An 18,583-nucleotide genomic window follows, 5' to 3' on the forward strand; every position below is an offset into this window, starting at 1 on the left:
CTCCCGCCTCGTTGCCCGTTTCATCCGCGCTGATGCGCCGACGCCTGTGCGTCCGCCGCGCGCCTGACGGTGCCTGGCCCGCTTGTGCCTCTTGACTCGTAAGTCCGGACTCGTGCGTCCTGACCTATGCGTCCTGAAGCGCCTGCCGGCCGCGGGAGCCTGTTCCCTTCCTGACAGGTAGAACCCTTCATGTCTTTCAATCGCAATACGTGGACCGCCTATGGGTCCACCACCTTGTTCGTGCTGCTGTGGAGCGGCGGCGCGATCTTCGCCAAGTGGGGCCTGGCGCATGCCTCGGCCTTCGGCTTCCTGCTGGCGCGCTTCATCCTGGCCCTGGCCGTGCTGGGCGTGCTGGTGCGGCTGCGGCGCGGGGCGCTGCTGCCCGCGCCGGGCACGCGCGGCATCGTCGCGCTGACGGGCCTCTTGTTGATCGGCAGCTACTCCATCTGCTATCTGCTGGCGCTGGACTACGGCATCACGCCGGGCGTGTTGGCCACGCTGCTGGGCGCGCAGCCCATCCTGACCCTGGCGCTGATGGAACGGCGCTATCCGCCCGCGCGGCTGGCGGGCTTGTTCCTGGCGCTGTGCGGCCTGGTGATGGTGGTGTACCAGAGCATCGGCATGGCGCGCTTTTCGGTGGCCGGCATGGTGTTCGCGTTTGCCGCGCTGGCCAGCATGACGGCCGGCGCGATCCTGCAAAAGCGCGTGCGCCAGGCGCCGATGGACGTCATGCCGCTGCAGTACGCCGTCAGCCTGGCGCTGTGCCTGCTGTTCGTGCCGTTCCAGCCGATCCGCGTGGAATGGAACATCGGCTTCATCGTGCCGCTGCTGTGGATGGGCCTGGTGATCTCGGTGGGCGCGACGCTGCTGTTCTACCGCATGATCCAGGCGGGCAACCTCGTCAACGTCACCAGCCTGTTCTACCTGGTGCCGGCCGGCACGGCGGCGCTGGACTACCTGGTGCTGGGCAACCGCCTGTCCGCGCTGAGCCTGGCGGGCATGGCAGCGATCCTGCTGGGATTGATGCTGGTGCTGCGCACGCCCGCGGCGGCTCGGCCTGCGGGCTGAGGTAGCGTGCGGCGCGGTGTCGTCGGACGACATCGCGCCGCGTTTGTCTGCATTCGGCAGGGTCCGGCGCCGCGCGCAAGAGGGCGCGTTACGCGTGTTCGGCCTGTTCCTGGCCGGCCCAGTGGCCGCTGACCAGCTGGGCAGGCCGCTCGCAGGCTTGAACCCGCGCGCACACGGACCATGCATCGAGCCGCACGTTCAGCCCGGCATATACGCCATGGCCGGCACCGGCTTCGATCCGCCCCTCGGCGCACACGCCTTCGCCTGCGCGGATCGAGCCTTCCGCACAGATATCCTCGCCCGCGATCAAGCCCCAGCCCGTGGCCAGGTGGCCGCCGCAGCGAATGGTGGCGCCGGCCTGGATGCCGCTGGCCGCGTCGATGTCCTTGCCCGCCTGCACGTCGCCGCCGGCCTTGATGCCCTGGCCGCATTTCAGGGCGCCTTGCACCTGGATGTCCTGGCCGGCCCGCAGGTGGCCTGTCACGGCCAGGTCCTGCCCGGCGCAGATGTCCCACTTGGCGCGCAGGTTGCCGCGGCAATCCAGCGCCGTCGCAACCTCGATGCCCCATTCGGCCGACACGTCGCCGCCCGCGCGCAGATCGCCCGCGCTGGCGATGTTGCCGCCAGCCACGATGTTTTCGCCCGCCACGATCGATTCCCCGGCCCGGATGCCGCCGCCGGTGACGATGCTGCGTCCGGCGCGCACCACGCTGTCCACCGTGATGCCCATGCGCACTTCCAGCGTGCCGGCAAAGACGATGGCGGTGGCGTCCAGCGTGTCCAGTTTGAGCACCGCGTCGGTCGGGCCGAACTGATCCAGCAGCCAGCAGGCGTCGCCCACGCGCCCGTCGGCCACCAGGGCATCCAGGACGGCCTGGTAGTCCCCCTGTCCGTTGTGGTCCCGCAGGAACCATTTGTAGCCCCCGGCGCAGGGGTTCTTGGCTTTGACGAATTTCTTGGTGAGTTGCATGGCGCTAAATGGCGATCAAGGCGTGACGCCGCCGCCGGACAAGGCCGGCAGGCGGAGTGGAAACGTGGCCAGGCGCCCGGCCAGATGGCAGGGCGGTCGTGCCGGACGGCATTCGGCCAAGGGGCGAGAACCGTCAGGCGGTCAGGCGTACCCAGGGCCGGCGGCAGGCCGGTGGCTTAGAGAGAAAGGGAAGGGCGAAGCCGGCCGATCAGCCGGGCTTGGAGCGCGCGTAGGCGGAACGCGCGGCGACTTCCTGCGAGCTCAACAAGGTCGAGCGCAGGGCGCAGAGGGCGCAGGCAGCGGATGAGAGAAGAGAGAATTCAGTTCGCACGGGGCGAATGGTAGCAGAGGGGCGCACGCCCCTCTGCCATTCGCTTAATTCGTGGATTGAATGTTGCGTTCCTTGGCAATCCGCTGACGCAGCTCCAATTCACGCTTGATCTGCGCCGCGTATTCCGCAGGCGTATTGCCGTCCACCAGCGAACCGCCGTCGGCCAGGCGCTGGATGATCTTCGGGTCCTTCAGCGCCTTGACGGTGGCGTCGTGGATGCGATCGATCACGGCCTGGGGCGTGCCGGCGGGGGCGACCAGGCCGTACCAGGCCATGTTGTCCATTTCCGGCAGGCCGCCTTCCTTGAACGTGGGCACGTCCGGCAGGGTGGGCAGGCGGCTGGGCGCGGCCACGGCCAGGGCTCGCAGCTTGCCGGCCTGGATATGGGGCATGGACGAGGGCAGGTTGTCGAACTGGGCGTTGACCTGGCCGGCGATCACGTCGTTCAGGGCCGGGCCCGAACCGCGGTAGGGCACGTGCACCATGTCGGTCTGGGTCAGCGACTTGAACAGTTCGCCGTCCAGGTGGCCGATGCCGCCCGCGCCCGACGAGGCATAGCTGTACTTGCCCGGGTTGGCCTTGAGCAGGGCGACGAACTCGGTCAACGTCTTGGCCGGCACCGCGGGGTTCACCGTCAGCACGTTGGGCACGTTCACCATATTGGTGATGGGCGCGAAGTCCTTGAGCGGGTTGTACGGGTTCTTGGGGTTGGTGGCCGGGTTGGTGGCCATGGTGCTGACGGTGGCCACGCCCAGCGTGTAGCCGTCGGGGGTGGAGCGCGCCAGGGCGTCCGCGCCGATCGAGCCGCCGCCGCCGCCGCGGTTTTCCACGACCACGGCCTGGCCAAGCTCGCGGCCCAGGCCTTCGGCCACGACGCGCGCGACGATGTCGGTGGTGCCGCCGGCCGCGAATGGCACGATCAGGCGGATGGGCCGATTGGGGTAGGCATCGGCGGCCTGTACGGCGGAACTAAAGCAGACGCCTGCGATGGCGGCGGCCAGGACGGCCTTGGCTTGGGACAGCACGGTCAAGAGTCTTCTCCATATTTTTTGAAATCCGACCCGGCCGGCTTCGATGGCCGGCGTCGGTGAAGCGCGCCTGGCTCGGATTCTGGCCAGGCCGACACGTCGTGGGCGCCATTGCACACAGTTCCAGTCAGTGGGTCAATCGGGATTCCCCCACCCAATGTGGGGGTATTTATCCCGGCTTGCCAGGTCGCCGAAAATAGGGGCCGAAGCCGGAAAAAACGTATGCTGACAATAACTTGAACGCTATCGGGGTCAGAACGCATGCGCAATGATTGCGCAGCGATCGTGCTGTCTTTAGCCCGGTACACGCATAAATCGCTGCATAACTTACAAGAATCTGATATTTTTCGGATGAGATTCTTGGCCGGTCTTGCAAGAAAGCTATTGCGTTTGTTTCTGTCTGCGCCGTTCAATGGGCGTTGGTTGATGTCCCCACGGGGCAACGTGTAGTGCAGCGACGCACCGGGCCAGGGTTCCGTCCGTTTTTCAATCCCCGGTCTGTTTCGTCTCTCGCTGCTTGCGCTGGCGGGAGGGGGCCCGGACATTCTCGGAACGCCATGTCGCTGATACTGATCCTCGCTCTGCCGTTTGCCGGCAGCCTGTGCGCCGCGCTGCTGCCTTCCAATGCCCGCAATGCCGAGGCCTGGTTGGCGGGCATCATCGCCCTGACGTGCGCGGTTCTGGTGGGCAGCCTCTATCCTCAAGTCGCCAACGGCGGCGTCATCCGCGTGGACATGCCCTGGGCGCCCGCGCTGGGGCTGCAGTTCTCGCTGCGCATGGACGGTTACGCCTGGCTGTTCGCCCTGATCGTCTCCGGCATGGGCGCGCTGGTGGTGCTGTATGCGCGCTACTACATGTCGCCGGAAGACCCGGTGCCGCGCTTTTTCTCGTTTTTCCAGGCTTTCATGGCCGCCATGCTGGGCGTGGTGCTGTCGGGCAACCTGATCCAGCTGGTCATGTTCTGGGAAATGACCAGCCTGGCTTCGTTCATGCTGATCGCCTATTGGCATCACCGGCTGGACGCCCGCCGCGGCGCGCGCATGGCGCTGACGGTCACGGGCGCGGGCGGGCTCTGTCTGCTGGCCGGCGTGCTCATCCTGGGCCATATCGTCGGCAGCTACGACATGGACCGCGTGCTGGCCTCGGGCGACCTGGTGCGCGCCGATCCCTGGTATCCGGCCGTGCTGGTGCTGGTGGCGCTGGGCGCGCTGACCAAGAGCGCGCAGTTCCCGTTCCATTTCTGGCTGCCCAACGCCATGGCCGCGCCCACGCCGGTGTCGGCCTACCTGCACTCGGCCACCATGGTGAAGGCCGGGGTGTTCCTGCTGGCGCGCTTCTGGCCGGTGCTGGCCGGCACCGACGAATGGTTCTGGATCATCGGCGGCGCGGGCCTCATCACCCTGGTGCTGGGCGGCTACGCGGCCATTTTCCAGCAGGACATGAAAGGGGTGCTGGCGTATTCCACCATCAGCCACCTGGGCCTGATCACGCTGCTGCTGGGCCTGAACAGCTCGCTGGCGCTGGTGGCGGCGGTGTTCCACATGGTCAACCACGCCACCTTCAAGGCCTCGCTCTTCATGGCGGCCGGCATTGTCGATCACGAAACCGGCACCCGCGACCTGAACCGCCTGTCGGGCCTGTACAAGGCCATGCCGATCACGGCGACCTTGGCGATGGTGGCGGCGGCGTCCATGGCCGGGGTGCCGCTGCTCAACGGTTTCATCTCCAAGGAAATGTTCTTCGCCGAGACCACCTTCGTCAGCGGCGACTGGGTCACCCGCATGGGGCTGCCGCTGGCGGCCACGGTGGCGGGGGCCTTCAGCGTGGCGTATTCGCTGCGCTTCATCCTGCAAGTGTTCTTCGGCCCGCCGGCCACCGACCTGCCGCGCGCCCCGCACGAGCCGCCGCGCTGGATGCTGTTTCCCAGCGCATTGCTGGTGCTGATCTGCCTGCTGGTCGGCATCCTGCCGGGCGTGACCCTGGGCCCGTTCCTGGCCACCGCCGCGCAAAGCATCCTGGGCAACGACATGCCCGAGTACAGCCTGTCGGTCTGGCACGGCGTGAACCTGCCGCTGGTCATGAGCTTCGTGGCCATGACCTCGGGCGTGGTGCTGTACCTGGCGCTGCGCGCGCACCAGCGCGCCAACCCGGGCCGCGTGCCGTTCATCTACCGGCTCGATGGCCGCCGGTCGTTCGAGACGCTGCTGGACGGCTCCAGCGTGGCAGCCGCCTGGCTGCTGCGCTGGCTGGCCTCGTCGCGCCTGCAGGTGCAGATGCTGCTGATCGTGCTGGGCACGCTGTTCGTGGCCTGGCTGCCGCTGCGGGCAGGGGGCTGGCTGGAAGGCACCGGCCGCATGGCGGATGTCGACCCGGCCTTTGCACTGCTGTGGCTGGTCGGCTGCGTCTGCGCCGTGGCCGCCGCCTACCAGGCCAAGTATCACCGCCTGGCATCGCTGGCCCTGGCCGGCGGCGCGGGCCTGGTCACCTGCCTGACCTTCGTCTGGTTCTCGGCGCCCGACCTGGCGCTGACGCAGCTGTCGGTGGAAGTCGTGACGCTGGTGCTGTTGCTGCTGGGCCTGCGCTGGCTGCCGCGCCGTATCGAGCAGGACGAGGACGAAGGCCTGGGCGCCACGCTGCGGGCGCGCGGCCGGCGCTTGCGCGACTTGCTGATGGCCACCGCCGCCGGCACCGGCATGGCCGCGCTGGCCTACGCGGTGCTGGTGCGCCCGCAAGGCGACACCATTTCGTCCTATTTCGTTGACCGGGCGCTGCCCGATGGCGGCGGCACCAACGTGGTCAACGTGATCCTGGTCGATTTCCGCGGCTTCGATACCTTTGGCGAAATCACGGTGCTGGGCATCGTGGCCCTGACGGTCTACGCGCTGCTGCGCCGCTTCCGGCCCGCCGCCGAAAGCGCCGACCTGCCGCGCCAGCAGATCGACCAGGACGGCCCCGTGCCGGCCGCGCCCGACATCAAGGCCCTCGTGCCCAAGGGCTCGATGATGGTGCCCACCGTACTGGTGCGCCTGCTGCTGCCCACGGCCGCGCTGATCTCGGTGTATTTCCTGCTGCGCGGCCACAACCAGCCGGGCGGCGGCTTCGTCGGCGGCCTCATCTTCGCCACCGCCGTGATCCTGCAATACATGGTGGGCGGGGTGTACTGGGTGGAATCGCGCAGCCGCCTGAACCCGCAGAACTGGATCGGCATCGGCCTGCTGTTCGCCGGCACCGCCGCGGTCACGGCCTGGCTGGCCTACAAACCGTTCCTGGCCGCGCTGGCCTGGGACATCGCTTTGCCGCTGGTGGGCCACGTGCACCTGTCCAGCGTGCTGCTCTTCGACCTGGGCGTCTACATGCTGGTGGTCGGGTCCACCGTGCTGGTGCTGGTGGCGCTGGCTCACCAATCGCTGCGCGCGCAACGCAAGGCGGCCGCCGAAAGCCAGGCAGCCGCACAAACGGGGGAAGCCTGATGGAATTGATTTACGCCGTCGCGATCGGCGTCTTGGCGGGCTCGGGCGTCTGGCTGCTGCTGCGGCCACGGACGTTCCAGTTCATCATGGGCCTGTCGCTGGTCTCCTACGCGGTCAACCTGTTCATTTTCGGCATGGGCCGCCTCAAGTCGGGCCGCCCGCCGGTGGTGGACCCGGCCATGATCAATGATCCTTCCTGGCACGCCGATCCGCTGCCGCAGGCGCTGGTGCTGACGGCTATCGTCATCGGTTTCGCCACCACCGCGCTGTTCCTGGTGGTGCTGCTGGCCTCGCGCGGCTTGACGGGCACTGACCACGTCGATGGACGGGAGTCCCAATCTTGAGTTTCTGGCTTCAACATCTTCCTGTATTGCCCATCATCACGCCGCTGCTGGCCGGCGCCGCGATGCTGCTGCTGGCCGATACCAGCCGGTACACGCGCGGCGCCATCGCGACGGTCTCCACGCTGGCCCAACTGGTCTGGGCCATTGCGCTGCTGGCCGTGGCCGGCGGCGCGGTGCCGGGCGTCTGGCCCGACGGCGTCGGCGTCTACCTGGTGGGCGACTGGCCCGCGCCGTTCGGCATCGTGCTGGTGGTCGACCGCCTGGCCGCCGTCATGCTGACGCTGACCGCGGTGCTGGGCCTGGCCACGCTCACGTATTCGCTGGCCCGCTGGGACCGCGCGGGCGTGCATTTCCATTCGCTGTTCCAGTTCCTCCTGATGGGCCTGAACGGCGCCTTCCTGACCGGCGACCTGTTCAATCTGTTCGTGTTCTTCGAGGTCCTGCTGGCGGCGTCCTACGGCCTGCTGCTGCATGGCTCGGGCGTGGCGCGCGTCAGCGCCGGCCTGCAGTACATCGCGGTCAACCTGGTCGCGTCGTTCCTGTTGCTGATCAGCATTGCGCTGATCTACGGCGTGACCGGCACGCTCAACATGGCTGACCTGGCCCTGCGCGCGGGCCACCTGACCGGCGCCGACCGCATGCTGTTCGAGGCCGGCGCCGCGATTCTGGGCGTGGCCTTCCTGGTCAAGGCCGGGGCGTGGCCGCTGAACTTCTGGCTGGTCAAGGGCTATGGCTCGGCCAGCGCGCCGATCGCGGCCATGTTCTCGATCATGACCAAGGTCGGCATCTACGCGCTGCTGCGCATCGGCTCGCTGCTGCTGCCTACCGGTGCGCCGGCCGCCTTCAGCCTGGACTGGATGTTCGCCGCCGGCCTGGCCACGCTGCTGTTCGGCGGCCTGGGCCTGCTCGCCACCCAGCAGCTGGAAAAGATGGTGGGGTACTGCGTCATCGTCTCGGCCGGCACGCTGCTGACCGCGCTGGGCATGCCCGGCGTGACGCTGACCGGGCCAGCGCTGTTCTACCTGATCAGCTCGGTGCTGACCACGGGCGCGTTCTTCCTCTTGGCCGAACTGATCGAACGCACGCGCAGCTTCGGCGCCAACGTGCTGGCGGTCACGCTGGACGCCTTCGATCTGGATGACCCCACCTCGGTCAACCGGTCCGACGACGTGGTGGGCGTGGCCATTCCGGCCGCCATGGCGTTCCTGGGCCTGGCCTTCATCTGTTGCGCCTTGCTCGTGACCGGGCTGCCGCCGCTGTCGGGCTTCGTGGCCAAGTTCTCGCTGCTGTCGGCCGCGGTGTCGGCCGCCAACGAATCGGCGCCGCCCATGGACGCCTGGATCCTCGTGGCAGCGGTGCTGGTGTCCGGCCTGGCCGGGCTGATCGGCCTGGGCCGTACCGGCATCCGCGTGTTCTGGGCCAGCGACGACCGCAGCACGCCGCGCCTGCGCGTGATCGAAGCGGGGCCGGTTGCCATCTTGCTGCTGCTCTGCGTGGGCCTGGCGGCCGGCGCGGGCCCGGTGTCGGCCTACCTGGACGACGCCGCCCGCTCGCTGGACCAACCCACCCGCTACATCGAAGCCGTCATGTCTGCGCAGACGGTGCGCGCCACCCCGGGAGGAAGCTGATGCGCCGCCTTTACTTCCTTTTCCTGCCCGTCTTCCTGTTCGTCCTGTGGCTGGTGCTGAACGAAAGCCTGTCGGCCGGACAGATCGCCCTGGGCATCGCCCTGGCGCTGTGGTTCACCTGGGCGGCTTCGCGCCTGCGCCCCTTGCGCGCCAAGCCGCGGCGCCTGTGGAAGGTGATTCCGCTGTTCCTGCACGTCACGCTGGACATCATCAAGTCCAACATCGCGGTGGCCAAGCTCATCCTGAACCCGCGGCGCAATGATTTTTCGCCCGGCTTCATCATGATTCCGCTGACCATGCGCGAGCCCCACGGCCTGGCCATGCTGGCCTGCATCGTGACCTACACGCCGGGCACCGTGTGGGTCGACCTGACCGACGACCATCGTCTCAAGCTGCACGTGCTGGACCTGCAGAACGAAGACGACTGGATCCGCCTGGTGCAAGACCGCTACGAGCGCCCCTTGATGGAGATCTTCGAATGAACGCCATACTGATGAACAACGTCCTGTACCTGGCGGCGTCCTTTGCCCTGGTGTGCTTCGCGCTGGGCATGGTGTTCGCCGCCATCCGCCTGTTGCGCGGCCCCACCGCGCAAGACCGCGTGCTGGCGCTGGACACGCTGTACATCAACGGCATGCTGACGATGCTGGTTTTCGGCATCCGTTCGGGCACGTCGGTGTACTTCGACATCGCGCTCTTGATCGCGCTGTTCGGCTTTGTCGGGTCCACCGCCATGGCCCGCTTCCTGTTGCGCGGCGAGGTGATCGAGCCATGATCGAAACCCCCATCCCCCTGTGGGCAAGCATTCCGGCCAGCATTCTCCTGGTGCTGGGCGGCCTGCTGGCCTTGACCGGCTCGGCGGGCCTGTTGCGGTTCCGCTCGTTCTACGCCCGCATCCATGCGCCGACGCTGGGCAACACCCTGGGTTGCGGCAGCGTGCTGGCCGCGTCCATCCTGGTGTTTTCGTCGATGGCGGGGCGGCCGGTGTTTCACGAAGTGATCATCACGCTGCTGCTGGTGGTGTCTTCGCCGGTGACGGCAATGCTGCTGATGCGCGCGGCTACCTACCGTAATCGCCTGACCCGCGCGGATGCCGATCTGGACGCGCGCTGATTTTGCGTCGCAGCATCTGATACGTCGGCTTACGATTGCACGTTGCCTGACATGTCCCCTTTGAGGCATCGTGGGATAGTTGTATCAAGCAAACGGTGGCGGGTCTTTCGAGGCCGCACCGTTCGGGTTCAATCTCTTTAAGGAGCTGACCATGAATGTACGTCCCATGCATACCAAACGCCTTGCGGCATCCCTTTGCGCGGCGGGCCTGATGCTGGCCGCCGGAGCGGTCCAGGCGGCCGACCCGATCGGCCGCGCGGGCATCCAGGCGCAATACGAACAGGATGTGGCGGCTTGCAAGAACGGCAGCACTGGCCAGGACCGTGCCGCGTGCATGCGCGAAGCCGGCGCGGCGCGCCAGGAAGCCAACCGCAAGCAGCTCAGCGATGGCACCACCGAGCAGCACCAGCAGAACATGATCGACCGCTGCAACCGCCTGCCGGCCGATTCCCGCCAGGACTGCATCACTGGCATGACGCAACCCACCCAGGTGCGCGGCAGCGTGCAGGGCGGCGGCGTACTGCGTGAAACCGTGATCCAGGTGCCGGCCAATACCGTGCCGCCGGCGCCGCCGGCCCCGGGCATGGCGCCGGCTCCCGGCATGGCCCCCGCCCCGGGCATGGCCCCGCCGCCGCCCGCGCCGATGCGCTGATGAAGACAGCCTGACCGGCTCATAACGGTCTCATGGCATCCCCTTGAGGGCGACAGCCGCCACATTCAGGCAAAATGGCGGCTGTCGCCCTTACTTACGCATATCCATGTCCGACGTCATCGCCCTGATTTTCGACTTCGACGACACGCTGGCCTCGGACAGCACGTCCGGTTTCCTGGACAGCATCGGGGTGGACACGGCGTCCTTCTGGAAAGACCAGGTGGATCCGCTGCTGTCCAAGCAGGACTGGGACCCCGTTCCCGCCTACCTCTACCAGATGATCCAGCTGTCCCGCGAGGGCAAGCACGGCCTGATCACGCAGCAACGCCTGCAGGAGTGGGGCGCGCGGCTCGAACTGCACGACGGCGTCACCACGCTGTTCCAGCGCCTGCGCGCGGCCGTGCGGGCCGAGCAGCCGCAGGTGCAGCTTGAGTTCTACCTGATTTCCAGCGGCATCGGCGACGTGGTGCGGTCCACGCCCATTGCGCACGAATTCACCGAAATCTGGGCCTCGGAATTCGTCTACGGCGACGACGGCGGCATCACGTTTCCGCGCCGCATCGTCAGCTTCACCGACAAGACGCGCTACCTGTTCCACATTCAAAAGGGCATCATCGGCCGCGATTTTCGCAACAAGCCGTTCGAGGTCAACCGCAAGGTGCCCGAAGACCGCTTGCGCGTGCCGTTCGACCAGATGGTGTTCGTGGGCGACGGCTATACCGACATTCCGTGTTTCTCGCTGATCCGCCGCGCCGGCGGTTTCGCCTTTGGCGTGTGGGACCCGAAGCACCGCGACAAGCGCAGCCGCGCCTGGGGCTTCATCGAAGAAGGGCGGGTGTCGAACCTGAACCAGGCCCGCTACGACGAAAACGCCGAACTCTACCAATGGCTCGAAGAAGCGGTCACCAGCCTGGCTGGCCGCATCGCGCTGAAATCGCGGGTGTACCGTGGTTGATCCGCTTGCCATGGCGGCCGAGCCGCCCTGGACCGCACAGGACGCCCGCTACATGACGCAGGCGCTGGAACTGGCACAGTCCGCCTACGACATCGGTGAAGTGCCGGTGGGCGCGCTGGTGGTCTCGGCCCAGGGCGACATCCTGGGTCAGGGCTACAACCGCACCATCATCGACCACGACCCCACGGCGCACGCCGAAATCGTCGCCTTGCGCAGCGCGGCGCGCGCGCTGGAAAACTATCGCCTGCCCGGCATCACCGTGTATGTCACGCTGGAACCCTGCGTCATGTGCATCGGCGCGATGCTGCATGCCCGGCTGGCGCGGGTGGTGTTCGGCGCCTACGACCCCAAGACGGGCGCCTGCGGCAGCGTGCTGGACGTGGGCTCGGTGCCCAAACTCAATCATCACACTTCAGTCACCGGCGGCGTGCTGGCCGAACCCTGCGGCGACCTGCTGCGCCGGTTCTTCCGCGAACGCCGCGCCAAGGAATCCATCGCATGAGCAACACCCACGATCACGACCACGAGTGCGGCGACGCCTGCGGCCACGATCACAGCCACGATCACCGCCACAACGTCCCCGACGCCCGCGGCATCTACCTGATCTCGCCATCGTCGGCCGTGCGCGACCCGCACACCGTCGAACTGGCGCGCGAACGCCTTGCGCAGCAGGGCTTCAAGACCGCGCTGGACCGCACCGCGCTGGCCGAGCACCAGCGCTTTGCCGGCACCGATGCCCAGCGCCTGGCCAGCCTGACGCGCGCCGCCAAGCAGAAGCTGCCCATCGTCATGGTGACCCGCGGCGGCTACGGCATGGGCCGGCTGCTGCACGCCATCGACTGGAAGGCCATGGCCGACAGCGGCAAGCGCTTTGTCGGCATGAGCGACTTCACCGCCTTCAACCTGGCGCTGCTGGCCCAGACCGGCGCGGTCAGCTACACCGGCGCCACGGCCATCTATGATTTCGGCGGCAAGAAGGTCGACGACCTGACCGAAGCGCTGTTCGGCGAAGTCATGCGCGGCGAACTGGAAATCCTCAGTTTCGAAACCCAGGACGCCGATCCGGTCGATTGCCGCGGCATCCTGTGGGGCGGCAACCTGGCCATGCTGGCGTCCCTGATCGGTACGCCCTACATGCCGAAGATCCGCGGCGGCATCCTGTTCCTGGAAGACGTGGCCGAGCACCCGTACCGCATCGAACGCATGCTGATCCAGCTGTGGCAGGCGGGCATCCTGGGCAAGCAGAAGGCCATCGTGCTGGGCCGCTTCTCGGACTACAAGCTGGCGCCGCACGACAAGGGCTACGACCTGCACGAAGTGGTGGCGTGGCTGCGCAAGACGGTCAAGGTACCGGTGATCACCGGCCTGCCTTACGGCCACGTGGCCACCAAGGCGACCCTGCCGATCGGCCAGAAGGTGGGCATCGCCACCGAAGACGGCCTGGCCCACCTGGTGCTGGACGAACACCACCATTGAGGCGAACCGGGCACGGCGCCCGGCCCGTCACTTCACTTCTTGAACAGCTTGTCGACCAGCGACTGCGCCTTCTGTTCGCCGCGGCGCTTGGCCTCGGCTTGCTCGGCGGGGCTTTGCGCCGCCTTGCTGCACGCGCTGGCGTGCGTGGGAAAGCGCGAGCCGCATTCCTGCGCCAGCTTGCGCGCACGGTCCCAGCTGTCGGCCTGTCCGTAGAAGCGGATGGCCTCCGGCCAGGCCAGCGCCGCATCCTTGAAGTAGTCGAATCCCTGGTTCATCACCGTCGTGGCCGGGCCGCGCTGGCCGGCGCCCAGCAGCGTGTTGGCGCGCAAGACATAGATCTGCCAGGCGCGGTCGCCTTCGGACTGCAGGTTGCGGTCCAGCAAGGCGCTGGCGCGCGCGCCGGGCTTGCCGGATTCGCCTTGCGCCAGGCTCAGCGTCAGCAAGGGCAGGGCGTGCTGGGCGGTGGGGCCGGACGCGCCCTGCGCCGCAAGCTTGCGGGCCTGGGCAAAGTCCTGCGCCTGCAAGGCTTGCTGGGCCGCATTGACCGCCTGGTAATTCTTCAGGGTGGCGGCGCTGCGGCGTTGCGCACGGGCCTTGTCCCAGGGCGCGGTCGTGGCCGCGGGCCGCGGCTTGCCGGCCATCAGCGGCGTGACCTGGGCCGTCAGCGACGTCAGCCGGGCCTCGGTGCTGGGGTGGCTGACCGTGAGCTTTTTCCAGAAGTCGTCCAGGCCATTGCGCAGGTCTTCGCCCGCCGCGGCCATGCCGGCGTTCAGCGAGGCTTGCATGTCGGTCAGCGGCGCGAGGGTGTTGCCCTTGGCGGCGGCCTGCTTGCGGGTGTCCTGCGCGGCCGCCTGCTTGACCTGTTCGACCATGCGCTTGCGCGAGGCTTCCTGCAGTGTGGCGTTGTCGGCCTCCCAGGTGGCCTGCCGTTCCAGGAAAGCCTTGAAGCCCTGCGTGTACGAGTAGCCCAGCCGCAGGCTGACGGTGGCGCCGAAGCGGTCGGCGTTTTCTTCCTGCTGGCGGCTCCAGGCGGGAATCAGCACGTCTTTGCCCAGCGTGTACGAGGCAATCACGCTGTCGACCGGGCTCCAGCCGGCAGCGCTGCCGGCTTTCTGCGCCAGCGCGACGCCCACCGCGGCCAGCGTGGCGACCTGGTCGGTGGTGGCGTTGGCGGATTCCAGCTGGTGGTAGTCCAGGTAGACATGGCCGAATTCGTGGGACAGGATCGCGACGATCTCGTCTTCGGATTCGGCCGACTGCAGCCAGCCGATAGACAGATAGATGTTGCCCGCGCCGGTGCTCTGGGCATCCAGGGCCGGCAAGGCGGTGATGTAGACGCGGCCGGGCCAGTCGGGCACGCCCGCGGCATCCTTGATGCGGCCCAGCAGGCCGTTCAGGTAGGCCTGCATGTCGGGCATGGACACCAGGCCCATCTGCGCGGCGCGTTGGTTGCGCGCATCGCGTTCGGCATCCGGCCACTGGCGGCCCGTGGGCGGCGGCGGCAGTTCGCCGGTCTTGACGGAAAACGTGCTGCCGCCGGGCAGGTTGGCGCAGCCGGCCAGGGCCAGCGCCAACGTCAGGGGGGCGAGCCGCAAGGCGTGTGGGGTACGCATCGGCATGTCAGCGGCAGGCGTTCTCGCCCGCGCCGGCGGTGGACCCCGTGGGGCCGGGCACGCGCTTGATCACGGGTCCGCATTGGGCCGCGGAATTGCGCGACACGCGCACCTGCATGCTGTCCACCCAATAGTCGCCGCCGTCCACCTTGACGCGGTAGAACTCTTCGCGGGTTTCCAGCACGGGCCAGGGCATGCCTTGCCCGTCGGACTTGGCCGCGGGGGTCGTGCCGCCCGGCTGGGCATAGAGCGGCAGGGGCTTGATGCTGGCGCCGACGATCTGGTCGGCCGCGACGGCCGGCGTGGCAGAGACAGCCAGCACCGCCGCGGTGGCGGCGATCAGGGAGGAAAGCGAGGTCATGCGGGGCTACTCCTGGTGAAGTTTGGCGGAAGGTTCCTGCTGGGGGGCGGGCGGGGGCGCAGCGGGCCGGTCCCCGGGTTTGCCGATAAGAAATTCGGTGATCTTGTTGGTCCAGCCCAGCCAGTGCGCGGCCAGGGCCAGGATCGCCAGGTCGACGATGGGCAGCGTGCCGACATCCACATAGGCCTGGGCGATCAGCACGATGAGCATGACGGCCAGCGACGACAGCAGGATGGTGCCGAGCTTGCGCAGTGCCAGGGCCAGCACGATCACGAGCTTGCCGCCGGCTTTGCGGGCGAGCCAGCGGCGCGAGGCTCGATCCGCCGCCACGCGGGCCAGCAGGCGGGCGCGCGCCGAAAGGCTTGGCGCCGCAGCCAGCGCCGCGAGCGGGGCCGGCAGGAGGGCAGCGGCGCCATCCGGGTTCGTTGCTTCGAAGTTCCACTGCGTCGGCGCCACCAGCCACTGTCTGGCGCGGGCGCTGCGTTCGCGCAGGCGCCGGGCCAGCCACTGGGCCAGCCAATGCAGGAAATGCGCGGCCATCACGACCGGAATGCCCAGCAGCCACAGGATGTTCGGCCAGATATCCCATTCCACCGCGCGCTTGTAGCGGTCCTGGTAGGTCAGCAGGTTGTCCAGCGCCATGGCATGCATGAACACGCCGGGAATGACGTCATGCACGGGCGACAGCACCGTGTCGTTGAAGCCGCTCAGCGCGCCGCCGATCATGACGTAGCGACCTCGAAGCAGGTCGTCCAGCCGAGCCTGGTCGGCGTCCGCGGCCCGCAGTTCGGACAAGGCCAGCGTGCGGGTGTAGGGGCACACCGGCATGTCCGCATCGGCCTGGCCCAGCAGTTTGCGCAGGTAGGCAGGCAGCATTTCGCCGATGCCGCCACGGGCCAGGCGGCAGTCGGGCGTGAAGCGGCGCTGGTCCAGGTTGTTCACGCCCCAGGTCAGGGCCATGGCGTCGCGCGTCCGGGGCAGGGTGATGCCTGCCGCGTCCTGCGCGATGGCCAGGGCGGCGCTGCGCGTGTCGGGGTCGGACCAGAGCGGATAGCTCCAGACCAGCCGGTCGACCTTGCTGGGCGCATAACGCACATCCACGAGCGTGAAACAAGGCGCTTGCCCGACCGGGTTGGCCAGCCCTGACCGCACCCGCAGCGCGCCGTCTGCGCCGGGCAGGGCCGCCAGGAACACCGGCACGCCCGCGTCGCGCAGCTCGCACAGGGCCGACATCAGCTCGGGCAGCGTCGGGTCGTCGCGCTCGCGGTCGAAGGTGATGTCCAGGAACAGGGCCCGGGGTTGGTGGATCAGGCCGATATTGCGCAGCCAGCGGGCATGCGTGCGGTAGGGCACGGGCCAGGCGCCTTTTTGCGGATCCAGCGAATCGTCATCGATCAGCACGACGGTGGTGTCGTTGCGGTGCGCGGGGCTGTAGTAGCCGCCCACCAGCCGGGCCTGCAGGCGCGCCACGGCGTAGGTCAGCAGGTCGGAACTGGGCGCCAGCCGGGGCGTGGCCCAGAGCATGACGATCGCGACGAGCGCGGCGATGACGAGTGACCGGAAATAGAACCTGACGTTTCCGGCGGACGAGGGGGTATCGGTCACGTAGCGGGGAAGGTGGGATCAGCCGGCATGGCCCGCCAGGCAGGCCATGCGATTTTTCGTTGCAATGGTACCCCATTTAATACAAATATTTACGTTAAGACAACAAATGGTACGGGGACGGATGCGGTGGAGCGATGCCGCGAAGGCCGCGGTACGACGCCGGTCGGCCGGGCTTGGTACACTATCGGGTTTCGCCGGATGCGTCCCTGGACGCCCGCGACCTTCGCAACTCACTCCTCCCCCAGCCAAAACCACCGTGATATCCACCGCCAATCTCACCATCCAGTTCGGTCCCAAGCCCCTTTTCGAGAACGTCAGCGTCAAGTTCGGGGAAGGCAACCGCTACGGGCTGATCGGGGCCAACGGGTCCGGCAAGTCCACGTTCATGAAGATCATCGGCGGCGACCTGGAGTCGTCGGCGGGCAACGTGTCGCTGGAACCCGGCGTGCGCCTGGGCAAGCTGCGCCAGGACCAGTTCGCCTTCGAAGACCTGCGCGTGCTGGACGTGGTCATGATGGGCCACACCGAGATGTGGGCCGCGATGTCCGAGCGTGACGCCATCTACGCGAATCCGGAAGCCACCGAAGACGACTACATGCGCGCGGCCGACCTTGAAGCCAAGTTCGCCGAGTACGACGGCTACACCGCCGAAGCCCGCGCCGGCGAGCTGCTGCTGGGCCTGGAAATCGCCGTCGACCAGCACAACCTGCCGATGCGCGAAGTGGCGCCGGGCTGGAAGCTGCGCGTGCTGCTGGCGCAGGCGCTGTTCTCGAATCCCGACGTGCTGCTGCTGGACGAACCGACCAACAACCTGGACATCAACACGATCCGCTGGCTGGAAAACGTGCTCAACGGCTACCAGAGCACGATGATCATCATCAGCCACGATCGTCACTTCCTGAACCAGGTGTGCACCCACATGGCCGACGTGGATTACGGTGAAATCCGCATTTACCCGGGCAACTACGACGACTACATGCTGGCCTCGACCCAGGCCCGCGAACGCCTGGTGTCCAACAACGCCAAGGCCAAGGAACGCGTGGCCGAACTGCAGGACTTCGTGCGCCGCTTTGCCGCCAACAAGTCCAAGTCGCGCCAGGCTACCTCGCGCCTGAAGCAGATCGACCGCATCAAGGCCGAGCAGGTCGTGGTCAAGCCGTCGTCGCGCCAGAACCCGTACATCCGCTTCGAGCAGAACAAGGTCATGCACCGCCTGGCCGTCACCGTCGAAAACCTGACCAAGGCCTACGACGCGCCCGTGATCCGCAACTTCTCGGCCATGGTCGATGCCGGCGAAAAGATCGCCATCATCGGCGCCAACGGCGTGGGCAAGACCACCTTGCTGCGTCTCCTGGCCACCGAACTGGCGCCGGATTCGGGCACCGTGAAATGGTCCGACAACGCCGACCTGGGCTACATGGCCCAGGACGTGTCCGACCAGTTCCAGCAAACCGACATCAACCTGCTGGACTGGATGGGCGACCACCGCCAGCCGGGCGACGACGACCAGTCGATCCGCTCGGTGCTGGGCCGCTTGCTGTTCTCGGCCGACGACCTGCCCAAGGCGCCCAAGGTGCTGTCGGGCGGCGAAAAGAACCGCATGACCTTCGGCCGCCTGATGCTGGGCCGGCACAACGTCATGCTGCTCGACGAACCGACCAACCACCTGGACATGGAATCGATCGAGTCGCTGCAGTTCGCACTGGAAAAGTACGAAGGCACCCTGGTGTTCGTGTCGCACGACCGTGAATTCGTGTCGGGCCTGGCCACCCGCGTGATCGAAATCCTGCCCACGGGCGAGATCGTCGACTACCGCGGCGGCTACGAAGACTACCTGTCCTCGCGCGGCATCGAGGCCTGATGGCCGGCGTCTGACGCGCGGGCTGGCGGCATCCGGCCCGCTTTTCAGACTTATTCCTGTATTTCCCTGGCGGCAGGCTGAACTTCGTTCAGCCTGCCGCAATCCTGC

General features: G+C 67.5%; 17 protein-coding genes. 12 read left to right on the forward strand and 5 right to left on the reverse strand.

The features are described 5' to 3' along the window. Positions 1–189: 189 nt before the first annotated feature. Positions 190–1,068, forward strand: a complete 879-nt coding sequence (locus U858_RS0106705) for a DMT family transporter (RefSeq protein ID WP_025136399.1) — start codon at positions 190–192, stop codon at positions 1,066–1,068. An 88-nt stretch (positions 1,069–1,156) separates the two neighbouring features. On the opposite strand, the gene U858_RS0106710 is transcribed toward U858_RS0106705, so the two are convergent. Next, positions 1,157–2,038, reverse strand: a complete 882-nt coding sequence (locus U858_RS0106710; RefSeq protein ID WP_025136400.1) for a hypothetical protein — start codon at positions 2,036–2,038, stop codon at positions 1,157–1,159. A gap of 375 nt (positions 2,039–2,413) precedes the next feature. Beyond that, a complete protein-coding gene (locus U858_RS0106715; RefSeq protein WP_025136401.1) occupies positions 2,414–3,400 on the reverse strand; it encodes a tripartite tricarboxylate transporter substrate binding protein BugE in 987 nt (328 codons plus the stop codon). Between the two features lie 554 nt (positions 3,401–3,954). Between U858_RS0106715 and U858_RS0106720 the strand changes: the two genes are divergently transcribed. The 10 genes from U858_RS0106720 to U858_RS0106765 all read left to right on the forward strand — a co-directional run bounded on the left by U858_RS0106720 (position 3,955) and on the right by U858_RS0106765 (position 13,035). Further along, positions 3,955–6,867 (forward strand): monovalent cation/H+ antiporter subunit A, encoded by a 2,913-nt coding sequence (locus U858_RS0106720; protein ID WP_025136402.1) that lies wholly within the window; start codon positions 3,955–3,957, stop codon positions 6,865–6,867. Continuing rightward, positions 6,867–7,211, forward strand: a complete 345-nt coding sequence (locus U858_RS0106725) for a Na+/H+ antiporter subunit C (protein WP_025136403.1) — start codon at positions 6,867–6,869, stop codon at positions 7,209–7,211. The genes U858_RS0106720 and U858_RS0106725 overlap by 1 nt, the downstream gene beginning before the upstream one ends. After that, positions 7,208–8,839 carry a monovalent cation/H+ antiporter subunit D gene (locus U858_RS0106730; RefSeq protein WP_025136404.1) on the forward strand — a complete coding sequence of 544 codons (1,632 nt, stop codon included), beginning with the start codon at positions 7,208–7,210 and terminating at the stop codon, positions 8,837–8,839. The genes U858_RS0106725 and U858_RS0106730 overlap by 4 nt, the downstream gene beginning before the upstream one ends. Next, a complete protein-coding gene (locus U858_RS0106735) occupies positions 8,839–9,321 on the forward strand; it encodes a Na+/H+ antiporter subunit E (RefSeq protein WP_029953604.1) in 483 nt (160 codons plus the stop codon). Before U858_RS0106730 ends, U858_RS0106735 begins: the two co-directional genes overlap by 1 nt. Before the next feature lie 11 nt (positions 9,322–9,332). Further along, positions 9,333–9,614 (forward strand): K+/H+ antiporter subunit F, encoded by a 282-nt coding sequence (locus U858_RS0106740; RefSeq protein ID WP_029953605.1) that lies wholly within the window; start codon positions 9,333–9,335, stop codon positions 9,612–9,614. After that, positions 9,611–9,952: a monovalent cation/H(+) antiporter subunit G gene (gene mnhG, locus U858_RS0106745; protein ID WP_025136406.1), complete on the forward strand. Its 342-nt coding sequence runs from the start codon at positions 9,611–9,613 to the stop codon at positions 9,950–9,952. The genes U858_RS0106740 and mnhG overlap by 4 nt, the downstream gene beginning before the upstream one ends. A gap of 151 nt (positions 9,953–10,103) precedes the next feature. Then, positions 10,104–10,604 (forward strand): hypothetical protein, encoded by a 501-nt coding sequence (locus tag U858_RS0106750; protein WP_029953606.1) that lies wholly within the window; start codon positions 10,104–10,106, stop codon positions 10,602–10,604. A 106-nt stretch (positions 10,605–10,710) separates the two neighbouring features. Further along, positions 10,711–11,559, forward strand: a complete 849-nt coding sequence (locus tag U858_RS0106755) for an HAD family hydrolase (RefSeq protein WP_025136408.1) — start codon at positions 10,711–10,713, stop codon at positions 11,557–11,559. Between the two features lie 10 nt (positions 11,560–11,569). Continuing rightward, positions 11,570–12,061, forward strand: a complete 492-nt coding sequence (tadA, locus tag U858_RS0106760; RefSeq protein WP_029953607.1) for a tRNA adenosine(34) deaminase TadA — start codon at positions 11,570–11,572, stop codon at positions 12,059–12,061. Continuing rightward, a complete protein-coding gene (locus U858_RS0106765; protein ID WP_025136410.1) occupies positions 12,058–13,035 on the forward strand; it encodes an LD-carboxypeptidase in 978 nt (325 codons plus the stop codon). Before tadA ends, U858_RS0106765 begins: the two co-directional genes overlap by 4 nt. A 32-nt stretch (positions 13,036–13,067) precedes the next feature. On the opposite strand, the gene U858_RS0106770 is transcribed toward U858_RS0106765, so the two are convergent. The 3 genes from U858_RS0106770 to U858_RS0106780 are packed head-to-tail and all read right to left on the reverse strand — an operon-like array spanning position 13,068 to position 16,614. Further along, positions 13,068–14,648 carry a M48 family metalloprotease gene (locus tag U858_RS0106770; protein ID WP_232786503.1) on the reverse strand — a complete coding sequence of 527 codons (1,581 nt, stop codon included), beginning with the start codon at positions 14,646–14,648 and terminating at the stop codon, positions 13,068–13,070. Between the two features lie 7 nt (positions 14,649–14,655). Then, entirely contained in the window at positions 14,656–15,009 is a 354-nt protein-coding gene (locus U858_RS0106775; protein ID WP_025136412.1) for a hypothetical protein, read from the reverse strand. Positions 15,010–15,015: 6 nt separating this feature from the next. Further along, a complete protein-coding gene (locus U858_RS0106780; RefSeq protein ID WP_157838782.1) occupies positions 15,016–16,614 on the reverse strand; it encodes a CHASE2 domain-containing protein in 1,599 nt (532 codons plus the stop codon). A 256-nt stretch (positions 16,615–16,870) separates the two neighbouring features. Between U858_RS0106780 and U858_RS0106785 the strand changes: the two genes are divergently transcribed. After that, positions 16,871–18,475 (forward strand): ABC-F family ATPase, encoded by a 1,605-nt coding sequence (locus U858_RS0106785; protein ID WP_025136414.1) that lies wholly within the window; start codon positions 16,871–16,873, stop codon positions 18,473–18,475. Positions 18,476–18,583: the final 108 nt, after the last annotated feature.

It is taken from the genome of Achromobacter sp. DH1f, from assembly GCF_000633435.1.
In the GTDB taxonomy this organism is placed as follows: Bacteria; Pseudomonadota; Gammaproteobacteria; order Burkholderiales; family Burkholderiaceae_B; genus Achromobacter; species Achromobacter deleyi.